General features: G+C 44.9%; 15 protein-coding genes and 1 pseudogene. 7 read left to right on the top strand and 9 right to left on the bottom strand.

Features of this window, described 5'->3' with window-relative positions; genetic code table 11:
- Window positions 1-88: 88 nt before the first annotated feature.
- Genes A2517_RS09175 through A2517_RS09150 form a run of 6 tightly spaced genes read left to right on the top strand, consistent with a single transcriptional unit; the run spans window position 89 to window position 6,124 of the window.
- The gene (locus tag A2517_RS09175) at window positions 89-1,066 is read left to right on the top strand and encodes an RluA family pseudouridine synthase (protein ID WP_294896307.1); all 978 of its coding nucleotides are present in this window, start codon (window positions 89-91) and stop codon (window positions 1,064-1,066) included.
- On the top strand, window positions 1,011-2,270 hold the full coding sequence (locus tag A2517_RS09170; RefSeq protein ID WP_294896305.1) for a hypothetical protein: 1,260 nt from the start codon (window positions 1,011-1,013) through the stop codon (window positions 2,268-2,270). The genes A2517_RS09175 and A2517_RS09170 overlap by 56 nt, the downstream gene beginning before the upstream one ends.
- Before the next feature lie 3 nt (window positions 2,271-2,273).
- On the top strand, window positions 2,274-3,446 hold the full coding sequence (gene trmB, locus A2517_RS09165; RefSeq protein WP_294896302.1) for a tRNA (guanosine(46)-N7)-methyltransferase TrmB: 1,173 nt from the start codon (window positions 2,274-2,276) through the stop codon (window positions 3,444-3,446).
- Window positions 3,439-4,110: a cell division ATP-binding protein FtsE gene (locus A2517_RS09160; protein ID WP_294896300.1), complete on the top strand. Its 672-nt coding sequence runs from the start codon at window positions 3,439-3,441 to the stop codon at window positions 4,108-4,110. Before trmB ends, A2517_RS09160 begins: the two co-directional genes overlap by 8 nt.
- The gene (locus tag A2517_RS09155; protein WP_294896298.1) at window positions 4,097-4,909 is read left to right on the top strand and encodes a cell division protein FtsX; all 813 of its coding nucleotides are present in this window, start codon (window positions 4,097-4,099) and stop codon (window positions 4,907-4,909) included. Before A2517_RS09160 ends, A2517_RS09155 begins: the two co-directional genes overlap by 14 nt.
- Window positions 4,910-6,124 (top strand): murein hydrolase activator EnvC, encoded by a 1,215-nt coding sequence (locus A2517_RS09150; RefSeq protein ID WP_294896296.1) that lies wholly within the window; start codon window positions 4,910-4,912, stop codon window positions 6,122-6,124.
- Window positions 6,125-6,133: 9 nt separating this feature from the next.
- Here A2517_RS09150 and flgH read toward each other — a convergent pair whose 3' ends face one another.
- Window positions 6,134-6,850: a flagellar basal body L-ring protein FlgH gene (flgH, locus tag A2517_RS09145; protein WP_294896294.1), complete on the bottom strand. Its 717-nt coding sequence runs from the start codon at window positions 6,848-6,850 to the stop codon at window positions 6,134-6,136.
- A 57-nt stretch (window positions 6,851-6,907) separates the two neighbouring features.
- On the opposite strand from flgH, the gene A2517_RS09140 reads away from it, so the two are divergent.
- Window positions 6,908-7,351, top strand: coding sequence for a GatB/YqeY domain-containing protein (locus A2517_RS09140; protein WP_294896293.1), 444 nt, complete (start codon window positions 6,908-6,910; stop codon window positions 7,349-7,351).
- 6 nt (window positions 7,352-7,357) lie between these two features.
- On the opposite strand, the gene A2517_RS09135 is transcribed toward A2517_RS09140, so the two are convergent.
- The 8 genes and pseudogenes from A2517_RS09135 to A2517_RS09100 form a co-directional block, all read right to left on the bottom strand.
- Window positions 7,358-9,376: a GGDEF and EAL domain-containing protein gene (locus A2517_RS09135; RefSeq protein ID WP_294896292.1), complete on the bottom strand. Its 2,019-nt coding sequence runs from the start codon at window positions 9,374-9,376 to the stop codon at window positions 7,358-7,360.
- Between the two features lie 104 nt (window positions 9,377-9,480).
- On the bottom strand, window positions 9,481-11,001 hold the full coding sequence (locus tag A2517_RS09130) for a methyl-accepting chemotaxis protein (protein ID WP_294896291.1): 1,521 nt from the start codon (window positions 10,999-11,001) through the stop codon (window positions 9,481-9,483).
- Window positions 11,001-11,564 carry an SCO family protein gene (locus tag A2517_RS09125; RefSeq protein WP_294896289.1) on the bottom strand — a complete coding sequence of 188 codons (564 nt, stop codon included), beginning with the start codon at window positions 11,562-11,564 and terminating at the stop codon, window positions 11,001-11,003. The genes A2517_RS09130 and A2517_RS09125 overlap by 1 nt, the downstream gene beginning before the upstream one ends.
- 78 nt (window positions 11,565-11,642) lie before the next feature.
- Window positions 11,643-12,428 carry an indole-3-glycerol phosphate synthase TrpC gene (gene trpC / locus A2517_RS09120; protein WP_294896287.1) on the bottom strand — a complete coding sequence of 262 codons (786 nt, stop codon included), beginning with the start codon at window positions 12,426-12,428 and terminating at the stop codon, window positions 11,643-11,645.
- The gene (locus A2517_RS09115; RefSeq protein ID WP_294896285.1) at window positions 12,428-13,684 is read right to left on the bottom strand and encodes a hypothetical protein; all 1,257 of its coding nucleotides are present in this window, start codon (window positions 13,682-13,684) and stop codon (window positions 12,428-12,430) included. Before A2517_RS09115 ends, trpC begins: the two co-directional genes overlap by 1 nt.
- Window positions 13,677-14,057, bottom strand: a complete 381-nt coding sequence (locus A2517_RS09110) for a YkgJ family cysteine cluster protein (protein WP_294896283.1) — start codon at window positions 14,055-14,057, stop codon at window positions 13,677-13,679. The genes A2517_RS09115 and A2517_RS09110 overlap by 8 nt, the downstream gene beginning before the upstream one ends.
- The gene (locus A2517_RS09105; RefSeq protein ID WP_294896281.1) at window positions 14,042-14,740 is read right to left on the bottom strand and encodes a methyltransferase; all 699 of its coding nucleotides are present in this window, start codon (window positions 14,738-14,740) and stop codon (window positions 14,042-14,044) included. Before A2517_RS09105 ends, A2517_RS09110 begins: the two co-directional genes overlap by 16 nt.
- 3 nt (window positions 14,741-14,743) lie before the next feature.
- Window positions 14,744-15,128 (bottom strand): annotated as a pseudogene (locus A2517_RS09100) (hypothetical protein); the annotation flags it as partial.

Genomic DNA, 15,128 nt, shown 5'->3' with positions numbered 1-15,128 from the left:
TCCTTCTTTAATTTTTGCTAATTGTAGCATAGCGGGCTTATAACTTTATTTTAACGTACACAGACCCAATACCAAAAGGCATCCCATTTTGACACAAGAAGAATCTACATTTACGACAGACGAAGCGGTTCGTTTAGACGTTTTTTTAACCCAGCAACTCGGTCAAACCCGTAATCAGATTGCACAGCTCATCGAGCAAAACTGCGTTAGCGTGGATGGCAAAGCAACCGCCAAATCGGGGCTTAAACTCAAACCTTCTCAAAAAGTCACCATCCGCTTTCCTGAGCAAAAATCGACCCCCGCACAAAAAATCGATTTTGATGTCGAGATTTTATTCGAAGACGACGATATCCTCGTTATCAATAAACCCAGTTCTCTCACCGTCCACCCTGCACCGAGCGTGAAAGAGCCGACCCTTGTTGATTGGCTTAAACATAAAGGGATCGCCCTCTCGACCCTCAGCGGCGAAGAGCGTCACGGAATCGTCCATCGACTCGACCGAGGAACGAGCGGCGCGATGGTCATCGCCAAAAACAACGAAGCCCATGAAGCGCTCTCCTTGCAACTTCAAGACAAAACGATGGGGCGTTTTTATCTCGCCGTCGTTACCCCTGCGATGAAAGAGGAGATCACCGTGATCGACCGCCCGATCGGACGAAGCGCGCACAATCGCCTTAAAATGGCAATCAGCGAAACGGGCAAAAGTGCCAAAACTGCGTTTGCCAAACTCCTACCGAGTCATGACGAGACCGAAGAGCTGATCGCGTGCAAACTTTTCACCGGACGTACCCATCAGATTCGGGTTCATCTCGAATCGATCAGCCGCCATATCATCGGCGATCATCTCTATGGAACCTCGGCAAAAAGCGATAAAATGGAACGTATCTTGCTTCACGCTTATAACCTCTATTTTACCCATCCGACGACCCAAAAACGGGTGAATTTCACCGCACCGTTGGGGAATGTGGTAGAAGATTATTTACAAAAACATTTTGATTCAAAGGAATTGCATGAACTCATCGATCCGATACGCATTGAGCGCCTCTTTAGCTCTGAGTCTCTTTAGCTTTAGCGGCTGTGTCCCTCAGCCCGTAGCCCCTAAGGCCGTCACGATTGACTCGACACTTCCGACTCCGTCGTTGAACGGGTTTATCGCCGATATCACCTCGATCGCGTTCGAGTGGAAACCTCTTGAAGATCCGAGAGTCAGCGGCTATTACGTCTATCGCAACACACCCGGTGCCGAGGATCAAAAACTCCAGCGGATTGCAACGATCGACAGCCGATTTGCAACCCATTTCGTCGACAGCGATCTCAAACCCGGAAGCGAGTACCAATACCGCTTTTCGGCTATCACCAAAGAGGGGAGCGAATCGGTTGCCAGCGAGACCATGCTCGTAGCGACTCAGCCGATGATCGCACCAATCAGTTTTTTCCAAAGCGTCGGCAATATGCCCCGCAGTGCCAAACTTCTCTGGCGTCCGCACCCGAACGGAAAAATTAACGGCTATGTGATCGAGCGTCAAGAAGCTACGGATCAAAAATGGGTCGCTATTGCTACCATTACGGGTCGTTTGAATGCCGAATACATCGATCGTGACCTCAAAGACAGCCAAGTCTATCACTATCGCATCAAAGCGACGACGTTTGACAAACTCACCACCGAACCGAGTGAAGTGAGCAAAGTGATCACCAAGCCGTTGCCTCCTGAGATTCGCAACATCACCTCGACCAACGATCTCCCTCGTGCTATCACATTGGGATGGGAAGCAAGTACGATCAAGGATTTGAGCCATTATAATATCTATCGCTCATCCACACCGAACGGTTCATTTGAGTATCATGTCAAACTCGAATCTACCAGTTTTACCGATACCATCACGGAAGACGGCAAGTTCTACTTCTACAAAATTACCGCCGTAGATAAAGACGGCCTTGAGAGTCTCAAATCCTCCGTCGCTACGCAGGGTTCAACCCTCTCTAAACCGCAAACACCGATCGCCTATGAGGGGAAAGTCGTAAACAAAACGGCTGAACTTCAATGGAAAAACAGTGATCCTCGCGCCGTCTCTTATACGGTTGTCAAAACGACGAAAACAAGCTGGATCACCCGTGAGAGTATCGATATCAACAATATTACGGAGACAACCTTCCGTGATAGCGATATCAAACCTGACACCGGTTACCTGTATGAGATTTTGAGTGTCGATAAAAACGGTATCCGCTCCCTTCCTACCGAAGCGATCGAATTACGTTACGAGGCCAAATAGAGAATGCCGCATTTAAACCTCGAATCGTTTAACCCCCTTACCTTTCCCGCTCACTGCGGTGAGGTGGAGTTTCTCTTTCAAGCCGATTATAAAAACCCTGATGAGGGTGCACTGATCGCTACCCGTTATAAAGGGAGAGAGTTCTTTTTGGTCTACAAAAACGGCGCAAAAAAACTCCTCAAAGGGGATAAGGTTACCCGCCCTTCCCCTAACTTTATACTCAAACACGCCTTATCAGCCTATGCGGAGTGTTCCGGTTCTCCGATCCTCGATTCGAATGTCGATAACGCCCCTGAAAATGCCCATCTCAAAACCCATGATGCCCTCAAATCGATCCAGTTTTTCGCCGATAATTTCCCAAAAGATCGGGAAGTACGTATCGAGGTCGGATTCGGTTCAGCCCGTCATCTTCTCCACCAAGCCTCCGCCAATCCCGATGTTTTGTTTATCGGATTAGAGATTCACAAACCCTCAATCGAGCAGGCGCTCAAACAGATCGTCATCCAAAACCTCACCAATATTATGATCCTAGATTACGATGCACGATTATTTTTGGAGTTCGTCCCCTCCAACATTGTCGGTAAAGTTTACGTCCATTTTCCGGTGCCGTGGGACAAAAAACCTCACCGCCGCGTTATCTCCGAAGCCTTTTTGAAAGAGTCGGAGCGGGCACTGCGCGTCGGCGGAACGCTGGAACTTCGTACCGATAGCGAAAATTACTACCGTTTCGCGTTAGAGACCTTCAGCACTCCGCGCCAAAGCCGCTTTGAGGTGCGTAAAAACCAAGAGATCGCTATCGTCAGCAAATACGAAGACCGTTGGAAAAAACAGGAGAAAAATATCTACGACGTCACCTTTACCTGTGATATAGAATCTCCTGAGCCTGACATGATCGGCGATTTTACTTTTTCAGAGGGAACTATTGATGCCGATGCACTCTATCGCCTCTCCAAAGAGACCTATAAACGCGACTGGGGATTTATTCACGTCGAACGTATGTTTAGCGTCGGGAAAGCGGGAAGTATGATCCGCCTCTCTATGGGAAGTTTTGATCGCCCTGAGAGTACCTATGTACTCCTCGAAAACGGCGCGGCACGCTATTACCCCTCTCTCCCCGTTCGCTCAAGTGCAAATCTCAAAGCCCACATCTTATTAGACGAGCTACTTCATGGATAAAGTCATTATTGCCGAAAACCTCTCGCTGTCGTACAAAGAGTTTGAAACCATCATTAGCAAAGCCAGTTTTTCCATCGATGCGGGGAGCTTTGTCTTTATCACCGGAGCCAGCGGAAGCGGTAAATCAACCCTTCTAAAATCCCTTTACGGTGCTATAGAACCCCGAGCAGGAGGACTTATGGTGGGCGGTGTCAAAATGAACCGTATCAGTACCTCCAAACTTAATTTCCTCCGTCGTCATATCGGTATCGTTTTTCAAGACTACAAATTGATTAAAGAGTGGACGATTGAGAAAAACGTTATGCTCCCCCTTATTATCTCCGGATATACGAAAGAGGTGAGCGCCGTACAGGTTCAAAAACTTCTCGGCCACGTTAAACTGATCCATCAAGCGGGCAAATACCCCCCTGAACTCTCCGGAGGGGAACAGCAGCGAGTTGCTATGGCGCGTGCCCTCGCCCACAACCCTATTTTGATTTTAGCGGATGAGCCGACCGGAAATTTGGATGAATACTCATCGGAAGTGATTTGGAATCTCCTAGAGGGGGCCAATACTCAGCTCAAAACAACGATTGTCGTCGTAACACACCATATCCCTTCCAGCATCAGCGTGCCGTATAAACATTTTCATATCGAGATGGGGAATCTGCATGAAATCTCTTAAAAATCATATCTCACTCATTATTGCCCTCTTTACCGTTTTATTTTCGGTACAAATTTATGTTGCGGTAGATCGCACCATCGAAGCGTATGAAAATCGTCTCAAAAATGACTACTCTATCATCGTTGTCTCCAACAAAGCCCTCACTGCGACCGAATTTAAAGCGATGGACTCCCTGATTGAGAGAAGCGAATCGATTGCTACCGATCAGGTATTGGAGCGGCTCAAAGGTGAAATGACGAAAAAGAATCTTGATTTGCTCAAACTCACCCTCCCAAAATTCTATCGCCTCTATCTAAGCCGTTTCCCGACCCCACAAGAGATATCAAAACTTCAAAAACGGCTCGAAAAACACTCTGCTATCGAGCGGGTTGAAGGGTATGCCCAGACCCATGACACCGTCTATAAGCTGATGCTTTTGTTTAAAGATGTCGTCCAAATCTTCTCTATCGCCATCGCGGCAGTCACCTCGCTTCTGATTTTGAAAGAGATGCGTTTATGGCAGTTTCAACATGCCGATCGTATGTCGATTATGGCTCTTTTCGGGGCACCCGTATGGCTCCGTTCCGCAGTATTGTTCCGCCTTGCCATCGTTGATGCGATCATCGCGACCATCGTACTGTGCCTCGCCTTTTTTATGATCGAGCAATACGGATGGATGGATCTATTGCTCCGTACGGTCGGAATCAGTATCGAATTGTTTGATTTTGTCAATGACGGAGTCCGTTCGCTTCTAATAGCACTCGGGGTCTCTATCGTCCTCACCCTCACGATCGTCATCGGAAACGAAGAAGAGGAATAGATGCGAACCCCCTTCTCCCTTCTCTTAATCTCTTTTTTGGCGGTTTCGCTCCCTGCCGCCAAAATAGATGAAAAAATTCAAAAAACCTCAACGCAGCTAAATCAAACCAAACAAACATTCTCAAGTCTCAACGCTAAACTCGAAGCTACCGCCTCCAAAATTATCCAACAGCGCCAAATTGTAGGGACGCAGCAACAACATATCAACACCCTCGTCGAAGAGCTGAAATCCAAAGAGAGCGTCTATCAATCCAACAAAACGACGCTGCATGGACTGGAAGCACAGCAAGCTCTTTTGATTAAAACCCAAAACGATATCGAACAACGTCTCGTGTTCGCGATAGCCCGCAACACCTCTATCTCTTTGCTTATCAACGACGATCGTGCAAAAGAGGCCAATTCAATTATCCTTGAAGAGGCGCTCAAACTGCATCTTAAACAGATTCAGCAAGAGATTAAAGAGCTTAATTTCATCTTTTCCGAAAATGCCGAGAAAATTTCGGGGCTCTCGTCTCAAACCACCGTCCTTAAAAAATCAATTGCCGTCATTGACCAGCAAAAAAATAGAGTGCTAGAGACGAAAAAAGAGAATGAAAAAGCGATTGCACTCCTTGAAAAAGAGAAAAATCAGTATAAAAAATCGTTGGATAAGATTCTTAATCAGCAGCGTTCACTTCAAAATACCCTTGCTAACCTCAATATTATTAAACGTGAATCGCTTAAACCGAAAAAAGCTCCTCTATCACGGGTAGCACAAAAACCGGGTTCCAAACCGGTCCCCGAAGATGTCAAACGGGCCGTTGCCCAATACAGCCCCTCCAATGTTGCGGGGTATTCGGGTGAGCGGACAATCGCTCCGCTAGATGGCTACGTGGTAACGAAACGGTTCGGCCCTTATACCGATCCGATTTACGGGATAAAAATCTTTAATGACTCCGTCTCATTACGTCCGAATGAAGCCGATGCCAAGGTTAAATCGGTACTCAACGGAAAAGTTATCCTCGCCAAACCGACGGCGATGCTAGAAAACGTCGTTATTATAGAACACGACAACGGTCTGCATACGATCTATGCCCATCTGGACAAAATTGCCCCTACGGTCGAAGTGGGCAAACGGCTTAAACAAGGTTCGATTATCGGACGTGCGGGAAGAGAGTTGATGTTTCAGGTAACACAGCGCAACGCGCATATCGATCCGATGCAAATGATCCGCTGAAGCGGATTATCAAAACGGCCAGACGGCTCCGACCATTTTACTTGCCCAGCCTTGATTGATCGAGCGGTCAACATCCCCTTCATTGGCATAAAGGATCTTAGCATCTGAGATTTTTGATGAGTTGATTTGATTGTTTTGATCAATGTCATACGGCCGGATAACACCGCTGAGCTGCATAATCTGTTTTTGATCGTCCACCATAATCTCACGACGTCCGGTGATAAAATAGTTTCCGTTTGCCATCACTTTGACGATACGAGCCGACACTGTCGTCGAAAAAGAGGCATTTTTAGTCGCACTTCCTGATCCGGAGTAGTCGGAACTTGATCCGGCACTAAATCCGATATTGGCTAAACCGTTTAGTTTTCCCACCGCCGAATTGACGGCTGAATTGTTCCCTGCAGAGCTAAAAAGGCCGCCGTTTAGCCCCAAAGTATCCGCTTCCGTCAACGCTTTGCTCGCTTTATTTGAGCTGGTTGCCGTTTCTGAAATAACGACGGTCACAATATCGTTGACATGCATCGCCTTGTGATCGGAAAAGAGGGGGCTATCCCCTTGACCGAACAAACTTCCGCGTGCCACAAAACTGTTTTCTTCTTCCCGTGAGGGCATCTCTTCGACATATTTCGGGGGAGTAAAGGCTATTTCAGGCTCGGTAAGACGCGCATTACAACCACTAAGCAACAACGATGCCGACAGTATCGATAGGGTGAGGGGTATGCGCATTATTCCATCCGAGTCATATTTGGCTATAATAAGCAAAAATAGTTCCAAGGGGTAGATATGAGTTTAAAAGAACAAATAAGCAATGACATCAAAACCGCTATGAAAGAGAAAAATGTAGCGTTGCGCGATGCACTTCGTCTTCTTAGCAGTGCTATGAAACAAATCGAAGTGGATGAGCGCAAAGAGCTTAGTGATGATGATATTATTAAAATTATCCAAAAACAGGTCAAACAACGCAACGATGCTATGAGCCAATACCGTGATGCGGGACGTGAAGATTTGTATGAAAAAGAGGCTTCCGAAGCGGCTATTTTTGAAACCTATTTACCTGCACAGCTCAGTGATGAAGCATTAGAGTCTGCATTGCGTACTATCATCGCTGAAACCGGAGCTGAATCGATCAAAGATATCGGACGGGTTATGGGTGCGGCGTCTAAAGCACTCGGCGCTCAAGCAGATGGAAAACGGATCAACGAATGCGCTAAAAAGATATTGGGCTAAGAGCCCTTAGAGTTGATGAGGGCGACCTAAATGGAAGCCCTGCGCATAATCGACACCGATCTCTTTTAAGATATTAAGGGTCTCGATATCTTCCACATACTCTGCAATGGTTTCCTTCCCGAACTCTTTCGCAATCTGATGAATATGTTTTACAAAAATGCGGTCTTTCTCATTGACAACAATATTTTTGACAAATTCACCGTCAATTTTGACGTAATCGGTATCGAAATATTTAAGATAGACAAACGATGAAAACCCTGAACCGAAATCATCCAGCGCAAAACTGATCCCTTTTTGTTTCAGCTCTTCTATAATATCCATCAGCCCGTTGACGTTATGAATCGCTTCACGCTCTAAAATTTCAATCGTAATTCCTGTACTGGAACTCGGATTCGGGTTTCGTTCGCCATGTTCTTTAATGAGATCAACATAATCTCCGCCAAAAAGACTTTTCGTGGAAAGATTAAAGAAAAAGCGTTTATCCCATAACCCACGCTCTTCACGCGCCAATAACCCTTTGGTTAAAATTATTTGATCGATTTTAGGTGCGAAGCCCAAGCTCTCTGCTACTTCGATAAACTGCCCCGCCGCCATATAGCGTTGGCCGTCACGAATACGGGCAAGAACTTCATATCCGAAGATCTCTCCGCTTTGTACATCGTAAATCGGTTGAACAAAAGGCTCTACACAATCTTCATCAATAGCACGACGTAAGAACTCCCCTTTTTTCTGAATCTCACTCGCCATCTCCTGATCGCTTTGATCGGCACGCGCAATCGTATTTTTACCGGCACGTTTAGCCTTATACATTGCCAAATCCGATCCTGTCAACAGTGCGGTGATATTTTCACCCTGTTCCGGATATTCCGCTATTCCGAAACTCGCCGTTAACGATACTTGATCAAACATCAACGAAATTGGGGTTGATTCAAGGGATGAGCGAAGTTTTTCGACTACCGCATACCCGCTTTCATACGGTGTTTCAGGGAGAATTACCGCAAATTCATCCCCTCCGATACGAGCTAAAACATCGGCATTTCGGAGGTTCGATCCAAAAATATTCGTTACCTCTTTGAGTACCAAATCCCCCGAAGCGTGACCGTAGGTATCATTGATATATTTAAAATTATCCAAATCGATCATCAAAACGGTAAATTTATGGTGATGACGAACCGAGCGCATCACTTCATAGGTCAAAAATTCTTCAAATTTTCGGCGATTATAGAGTCCTGTCAGATAATCACGGTCTGAGAGTTCTTGGAGCTTTTCATAGTAGTCTTGAATCGAATCCAGCATTTTATTGAAATAATTTTCAATGTTTTTGACTTCGAGAATTTTCGTTTTAAGACTTATCCGTTTGGCCATATCGTTATTGCTGATAATATCTTGAATCATCACAATAAACTGTTTGATAGGCTGAACCAATAATTCATTCAGTTTGTAATACAAAATAGCAAAAATGACAATAGTAAAGAGGACAAAAAAGATAATAAACGAGTTAATCATCGTAGTGAGTGAAATTTTGAGGTTGGCAACCGGAAAACGGACATCGATAACGCCGTTAATATCCCCTATTTTAGCATTGGTATGACAGCTTAAACACTCTTGTTTAACGACGATCGGATAAAGATAGCGAATCTCCTCATCCCCCGCCAATATCTCTTCACCCTTCATCGCACTGGCAACCATAGGGTCGTGGTCTCGAATCTGCTTATCGTTGTTACGATCCCCGAAAAGTTCGGCAACTATAGGACTTCTATAAGCATTAATGCTCATTTTAGGTTCAACTTTGTTCAAGCGAACAATAATCGCATCCAACTCCTCTTTGCTCCACCCTTTTTCCATAGCAGAATAAAGTGCTTCAAAGGCTAATCGGCTCGTTTTACGGGCATCAACACGGGCCAAATCGTCAACGGCTTGTTTTTTAATGTAGACGCCGTACAAAAAAGCAACGGCTAAACTGGTTAATAAGGAGACAATAACCGTCTTAGCAATAAGCCGTTTGTACGTTGTATACGATTCCATTCACTATCCCTGACGTTAATTTAAATAATTATAACATTGGATTTCTAAATTGAAACTATTATATTGGTTTATTATTATACAAATAATCCCGAAAAATTACTGTTCTAAAACTTTTTCGCCTTCACTTCACTCAAGACACGATCCGCCATCATGAAAACTTCATTAGCGATTGAGTCGGTATTTCGTGCAATTTCCGCATTATGCTGCGTCTCTACCTCAAATCCCGAAACAATGTTATTGATCTCGACGATCCCTCTAGACTGCCCTTCAATCGCATCCCCGATATCGCTGATCGATTGAACCAAAATACCGACATTGGCATTAATTTCCGACAATGATTTTTGGGTACGCTCGGCGAGTTTGCGAACCTCATCGGCAACCACGGCGAATCCTCGTCCATGTTCCCCTGCCCGTGCCGCTTCGATAGCTGCATTGAGTGCGAGGAGATTCGTTTGATCGGCGATATCTCCGATGACGGTAATAATCATTTTGATATCATCCGATTGTCGTATCACCTCTTGCGTTTTTTGAAGGACATCTCCGACACTTTGGGTCATATTTTCAACTTCCTGCGACGTTTTTTGAATCTCAAGTGCCTGTTTTTGAGAAGATTGGTCTAGCTCTTCCACATTCTCTTTTAAGCGCTGCGCACTCTCATCCATTGACGTTCCGTTTGCGAGGCTCGTACGGAGCATCGCGGCGATATCGTCACCCAACTGATTGACCAATTGTTCAATTTTTCCGCTGCTTTGATGAATACGCTGTGTAAAATCCAATTTACCGTACGATTCCACCACACGGGTGATCTCACGAATATCTTGCCCCACCATTTGACGCAATGATCCAAGCATACTGTTAAAGACTTCACGAAGCTCTCTAAGTTGAGCATTGGCAGGAGTTGAGACCAACGTCCGCTCTATAATCCCTTTAGAGACCTCTTCCGCGATACTGACGGCTTCATTCACCATCATCGAATCTTCTTTAATCCCATGTTCCAAAGCTTTTACATTATTATCGGCTTGAATTTGAAGCTGATTGCTTTTAATGAACTGATGGGAGGTCATCACAATGATATAAACGAGTCCTACAACCTGAGTCGCGAACAAGGCGATATGGGTCAATAAAATCCATATATCACAGCCGCTCGAAAAGACGATGACATCCAAACCGAACATCGTTGCATGGTTTAATTGAAGGACAAAAAAGAGAATGTGATGAAACGCTACCGCAACCGTTGCCAGTAAAATCGGGATGATATCTTTATAGATCGCTAAAAATGCCGCAATAACGAATAAACCGAAGTGCATTTCGATCATACCGAGCTGCTGTTGAATCATAATCATTGGGAAAATAGAGAGAGCGATCCCGATAACACTGCGTCCGATCAAGGTACCGCGAAATCCTAAATAGGCGACAACAATGAGTCCTAAGGCAAGTGCACCGTTAATCAATCCAAACTGATAGGTTGAATAGCGAATGGAAGTGATAAACGCAACACTTAAGAAAGAGAGTATCCCGATAATAAGCATAAATTTGTCGGCTTTGACAAAATCTGCCTTTAAGCGCTCTTTGATTTCTGGACTTAAAGAGGAGTCCTGTGCAGGAAAAAGGAAAGTGAGGTTCATCAGAAGGCTCCTATATCATTTAGAATTAAGTCACGATTATATGGGGAAGAGGTATAAATATAGAGCAATTCATACCCCTTCCCTTTTTTTTGAAGCAGATAGGCGTACGGCATATGTTCGGCTTCAACCCCTAAACGGGTATAAACCAAATTCAGCGTATGTACCATCTTTTGCAGCTCTGCTTCATTCGGAGCGTACGATTTAAACCCTTTATCGAAGTGTTCAGCCCAGCTTCGCACCGATAAAGGATCCATTTGGGGCGTCATATTGATAAACCACACCGCAGGAATGTGTTCAAACTCCCGCCGCTGTGCCTCATGGTAAATTTCAGCCAAATCATTCAATGCAGGTGTACAGACACGGGTACACCCGACATAGCCGAAATAGACCAATACCACATCCGCTGTTTCTCCCTTTAAAAAAGGGAAATCAACACCTCTGCGATCTTCGCTTCTTCCGGCTTGTTTCGGATCACTCAGAATCGGAAAAGCCAGACTAAGGATTATACCAAAAGCGGCAATAATCAAAAATATCCCAAAAAACGTCTTTATTCTTTGTTTCATCTACAAGACCCTACGTTTTTGTAAATATAACATTATTTCGGTCATACATTGGTCACACAATAGGTATATTGAGCTAAACTATCCGTTTTTCAAGGTTTTAAGCGCACTTTCCACATCATCCTGACGCATCAAAGACTCGCCGACCAAAAAGGCATCGACTCCCGCTTTGCTCAAATCTTCGAGTTGCCCGTGTTCATAGATACCGCTCTCGGCAACGATAATTTTTCCGTTGGGGATCAATGGAATAAGCTCATAAGAGAGATTCATATTCATCTCAAAGCTCTGGAGGTTACGGTGATTAATCCCGATAATGTCGGCACCCGCGTAGATTGCTTTGGTGAGCTCGGATTTATCGTGAATCTCAACAAGGGCTTCCATCCCAAGGTGACGGGTATAGTTCAACAGCTCTTTGAGTTCGTCCCTGCTGAGTGCCGCTGCGATGAGAAGGACAAAATCGGCTCCGTACACAAGCGCTTCTAGAAGCTGATATTTGGAGATAATGAAATCTTTGCGCAGAAGAGGAATACTTGTATAACGGCGAATCTCCGCGAGATAATCGAGGTTTCCTTGGAAAAAATGGGGTTCGGTAAGGATCGAAATAGCATTCGCTCCACCGCGCTCATACGCCTGTGCAATCGCTACGGGATCGAAATCTTCACGGATAACGCCACGCGAAGGAGAAGCTTTTTTTACTTCAGAAATAATGCGATACGGCTCTTCAAGGGTAGCGGTAAGATAAGGGCGTACGTCACGAGGAGCGCGGGCGTTAAAGGCTAATGAGCGGCCGAGCCACTCCATGCTGAACTTGGCTTCCCGTTCGATGAGATCTTCTTTGGTTTTTTTGATGATGTCGTCTAAAATCATTAATTTTTCTCCTTGGTTTTACATTTTTCAATCGCATTGAGATGATCTTTTACCTCTTGCTCATCACTGCCGATCATCGATTCAACCTGTTTAATCAGACGGAGTGCTTCGACACACTCGTTCAATTTATAATGTCCCCATGCAAGCGAATCGATGTAATAGGGCGAATCGGGCTGTTTTTCGAGAGCACGGCGGACATATCCCATCCCCTCAGTCACATTGAGATCATGATCGATCATAAGATACCCCAAATAATTGAGGTACAGAGGTTCTTGTAAATCAGTGTTGGCTCTTTTGAGCCCATCAACCACCTCAGAGATCAATGCAGGATCATTACGATTCGCCGCCCCTTCGTATTTGAAGACGGAACTTTGTGCCAAATAGAGCGGGTTGTCTTCCCGTTCATACAGTGTTTGGGCGAGGAGGGATGCTTTGTCAAATGCTTTAACTCTGACATACAAATCAAGCAAGGCAGGATCATTCATATGTGATTTTTCAAGCAATGCCGTCATTTTAGAGATATCTTGGCGGTACACATAGATTTTAAGTGCCTCTTCTGCGGCAGAAGGGTCTTTAAAACTATCATACGTCTGCTCATACATCTGCGCCGCATCTTCCAATGCACCTCTATCCGCATACAAGCTTCCCAACCGTTTGCCGATAACCTGAGAGTTGCCGTGTGTTCCGATATGCTCTTTTAAAAATGCTATCGCTTCGGATTTTTCATCCAGTTGCGCGTATTGAATCAGAGCTATCCGCTCCGCCGTCGTTTCGTCATAATTGAGTCCATACGATTTTTTGAGTGCCCCCACGGCTCCCGCATAGTCCCCGAGTTTTAAACGTGCTTCGGCATACAAAAGATAATCGGGTGATGTTTTACTTTTTTCACTCTGAAGAAAGGCTTTTTGCGATGCTTCGGCAAACTTTCCCTCTCTCAGCAAAATAATAATCTCAAATCGGTTGAGTATCTCATCTTGGGGATCTTTCGCAAGCGCTTCCGATGTTACTTTAGCGAGTGATTTTATGTCGTTGGATTGTTCCAGCATCCGTAAGGATTGATAAAGGTACTCTTTTTTTGAAGTCTGTTTGTAGAGTTCGCCAAAAAACTCAGAGGCTTGATGGTGTTTCTGACGCATCTGCGCATCCAGTGCATAGAGAGAAAAGGTATCTTCCAATACATTGCCGTTGTGGACACTTTTGGGCGCGGCACTTGTTACGGATACAGTTAAAATAATGGCATATAAATATTTAATCATGAATGATTCCAGGGCACTCCGCTTTGAGTTCATCGATACGGTGGCGAAAGTAATCCCAAAACGGAAAGGTTCGACACTGCAATGGACGGGCGGTGTAAATACTACACCCATTTTGTGAACGGTCAAAGAACACACAATCAAATGACCCCTTTACGATCTTCTCTTTGAGCGAAAACCGAAATCCCTCTTTACGCAAGAACGTACGACGAAACTCCCCCTCATCCATCTCCAGAAGTTTCGCAATCGCCGCTATCTCCGTGACAGAGACAAAAATATTTCCGCTCTCACCGGTGCAGCATTTCCCGCCGCACGTGGCACAGGCTGAGGGATTGAACGCATAAGTGAAACCTTCTTGTGTCATATAATCGGACATTTGATACTGTGCGCCTTTGCTTTGTCGTAAATTGCCTGCACTGCAGGGGTATATTGACCGTTTTCTTCCGTAATCAGCGGAGGCAATACGGTGAGAGCCGCTTTGCTGTTTCTTTTGACGTGGATCAGTACCAATATGCTGGGACGATCCACTTTAGAATGGACGAATTGTACCTCAACGACTCTTAATCCTCTACTCTCAAAAGCACTGCACAATTGGGCAAATTGACGGGCATCGTAACAGATTGCCGCTTCACCTGAGGATTTCAGAAGTTTCGATATTTTGGTGACAAACGCTTCGATCGGGAGATGGACATTGTAGCGGGCTTGATGGAGAATCGGGTTTTCCGAGCGGGCTGAGCCTTCATGGTAAAACGGAGGATTGGAGACGATCCAATCATAGCTTCCATGACCGCCCAGTTCCAAAAAATCCCCCTCATGCAGTGTATATCCGATCCCGTTGATCTGCGCATTACGACGGGCGAACTCAGCATACAATGGCTGTTTCTCAACCGCTTCAAGATTCACGGCAGGAAAATCACGCCCTACCAGCAATCCGACGATCCCGCATCCCGCACCGACATCGAGCATTTTCCCCCGAGGGGCAAAACGGGAGATAAACCCGTATAGCAATATCGAATCACTGTTGTAACAATAGCCTCCGTCAGGTTGATAAAGGAGCATAGTTCAAACCCCTCTCTGTTCAGATTTATTCAATACCATCGCAAAATCTGCTAGCTCATCATCAAAAATCGCAAGAATAAAATGTATATCTTTTTCAATATCATTATAGTGATCTTTATTGATCACTTTTTCATAATGGAATACTCTGTTTCTAAAACGACGAATATGATCGAGTTTCTTGTAAATCTCTTCACGATCTAAAAATATCTCTTTTTTTTGAGGCATATTCGGGAAAATTTGTCGAAGATCTTTTGTTCTAAAATAGTTTTGATAAGGTTTTTGAAAAAGGCTAACCCAAAAACCAAAGTTCAACTCGGCAATAACCTTCTCTTTTGAATCTGTTTCTTTTCGCCCTTTAAGTGTATCATTGACCTCTTTAATCTTCTTT

Origin of the sequence: Sulfuricurvum sp. RIFOXYD12_FULL_44_77, from assembly GCF_001830725.1 — a bacterium.
GTDB classification, from domain to species: Bacteria; Campylobacterota; Campylobacteria; order Campylobacterales; family Sulfurimonadaceae; genus Sulfuricurvum; species Sulfuricurvum kujiense_A.
This window is presented reverse-complemented; position numbering and strand designations above follow the sequence as displayed.